The sequence below is a fragment of the Natrinema soli genome (assembly GCF_028618695.1).
Window position 1 is genome coordinate 1 of the sequence record NZ_JAQIVI010000561.1, and the last position, 2,323, is coordinate 2,323.

The window sequence follows — 2,323 nt, forward strand, 5'->3', positions numbered from 1 at the left end:
CTGGCTGGCGTCCCTCGGCAGCGCAATCGAGATCGCAACGTGGTTCGCCGTCCCCGAATTCGTCGCTGCCGTCGCCTTCGGCGGCTGGATCCTCCTGCTCGCGGTCGCCATCTCCCGCCGGACCGACCGCGAAACGGGCGGACCGAGCCGCTGATCGCTCGCGCCCGCTGTTGGGACGCTCGGCCACACAACGCTTAAATCGAAACCGACCCTAAACGCGGATATGCATAAAGACGAACTCCTCGAGCTCCACGAAGAACTCGTCGTCATCATGGAGTACTTCTCCGAGCGCGAGGAGGTCGACGAAACGCTGTTCGATCCGTACCGCCAACTCGATGTCGATCCCTCGCACGTCCACAAGTCGAAGAGCGAACACAAACACGCGGTCTTCGTCCTCGGCAACGCGCTCGCGAGCGCGATGAGCGAGGACGAGTTCTCGAGCGCCGGTCGGATCGGCAAGCGAATGAAGGAACTCGCCGAGGACGCGGAATCGAAGATATAGGCGATTTCTATCGAAGCTGCTGAAAGCCAGTGAGTACCTGGTCGACGACGGGAGTGCGTTCAGCGGATGATCGTTTCAGTAGCTGCGATAGGCGAAACGTATTTGGTGTGGTTCCCGCTTGTTGACGTATGGACTCGCGCACGCAAGAGCGCGTCGAGGAGTGGGACTCTCGCCCCTTCAACGGCGGTTTCGACGGTCTCTCCGATCTCGCTGATGGTGATTTCTCGGGTGCCGTATCGACGGCGGGCACGTGGCTCTTTATGCTCAACGGCCGCATCGTCGGCGTCCTCGATGGCGACATCGAGGACTTCGAGACCGCCTCGGGCACGCGGTACGAGGCCCCCCACCCGTCGCTCCCCTTACTCTGTACGATGGAGGAACGGGGCGGCGAGCCGCGGGCGAAATACTATACTAACGAGACGCCGCTTCGCGAGGTCGACGGCACGCTGCAGAGCGGCTCGTTCACCGGCTACATCGAACTGAGCGAGAACGTGCTCAGCGGCGACTACTACGCCGTCTACTACGGCGGTCGCCGCATGGCCGCGGCCTACATCGGCAACGCCGAACGGCTGCACACCGGGGACGATGCCTTCGAGCGAGCGGCCGACGAGGTCGGTATCTACGAGGTCACCGACGTCGAGATCGATGTCGTCGACGTTCCGGGGACGGCCGACGTCGAACCCGATTCGGAGCCGGAATCGACGACGGGCTCCGAGGCGGCCGATCGAGCGGACTCGCAGGATTCGACGGCGGCTGACCCGTCTACGGCTGCCGACTCGGCGTCCGATCAAACCGCCGATTCGACGACCCAGTCGATCGACCCGATCGACGTCTCGAGCGCCGACCCCGTCGACGCGGACGATGCGGCCGGGAGCGACCCGACCGAAGACGTCACCGTCGACGACGAGTCGACCCTGTCGTCGGAGATCGACCTGACGGGGGAGGTTACGGGTATCACGACGACCGACGAGAGCGAGGCAGAGGCGGAGTCTGCCACTGCGGGCATTACCGACTAGGGGCTGTCCGCCGATCCCGATTCCGAGTATAGCCCAAATGCAACCTCCGAGGACGACGGCGGGCTATCGGAGCGGGACGCGGCCGCGGAGACCGAGGCGATCGAGAACGCGGATCCCGACGCCACATCCGTCGGGTCGACCGACCCCGAATCGGAGTCGGAGCCGACATCGGCGGTGCCGGGAATCGAAGCGTCGGGCGACGAGCCCACCGTGACCGATTCGACAGCAGCGGCCAGCGGTGAGAGCGAGCCGTCGGCGGCCACTGAGACGGCTGCAGCGGCCACCGAGACGGCCGTAGATCCAACCGACACTGAGGATCCCGCCGGCACCGACGAAGCCGACACTGGCGAGTCCCGGCCATCGACGGACGAGGGATCCGCTCCGAGTCCCGACCTCGCGGAGGTCGAGGCGGCGGCCGAGGAACTCGATCAGAACGATATTTCCTGGGTCGACGAGGACAACGCGGACGACGTGAACGAGGACAGTGAGGCGGGCGAGGACGACGAGACGACGATCGGGTCGTCTGACGACGATCCCGCAACCGGAGCCGAGGAGGCGAGCGCGGAGGACGGCCTCGAGGAACAGTTCGAACGGGAGGAGGAGTGGCGCGAGACGCGACGCATTCCATCGATCGATCCGGAGAACAGCGAGGCGGTTTCCGACTCGAGCGCGGGCGGACGCGAGGCGAAACCGGATCGATCGTCGCCGGACCGCTCCTCGTCGGAGCAGTCGTCGAACCCGGTCGACGCGAGTGCGGCCAACGCCCCGTCGAACGACGCTCGAGCGGACTCGCAGGACTCGGCGG

The 2,323-nt window shown here is 65.6% G+C and carries 2 protein-coding genes and 1 pseudogene; all 3 read left to right on the forward strand.

Going from position 1 to position 2,323, the window contains the following annotated elements; genetic code table 11:
- Positions 1-223 precede the first annotated feature (223 nt).
- Positions 224-502 carry a UPF0058 family protein gene (locus PGX04_RS26575; RefSeq protein WP_006181940.1) on the forward strand — a complete coding sequence of 93 codons (279 nt, stop codon included), beginning with the start codon at positions 224-226 and terminating at the stop codon, positions 500-502.
- Positions 503-630: 128 nt separating this feature from the next.
- Positions 631-1,518, forward strand: coding sequence for a hypothetical protein (locus PGX04_RS34185; protein ID WP_337959491.1), 888 nt, complete (start codon positions 631-633; stop codon positions 1,516-1,518).
- Between the two features lie 174 nt (positions 1,519-1,692).
- A pseudogene (locus tag PGX04_RS34190) lies at positions 1,693-2,323 on the forward strand (transcriptional regulator); the annotation flags it as partial.

Bases quoted from the DNA above. Each gene is read 5' to 3' on its own strand.
- PGX04_RS26575 (WP_006181940.1), top strand. From the start codon at position 224: ATGCATAAAGACGAACTCCTCGAGCTCCACGAAGAACTCGTCGTCATC.
- PGX04_RS34185 (WP_337959491.1), top strand. From the start codon at position 631: ATGGACTCGCGCACGCAAGAGCGCGTCGAGGAGTGGGACTCTCGCCCC.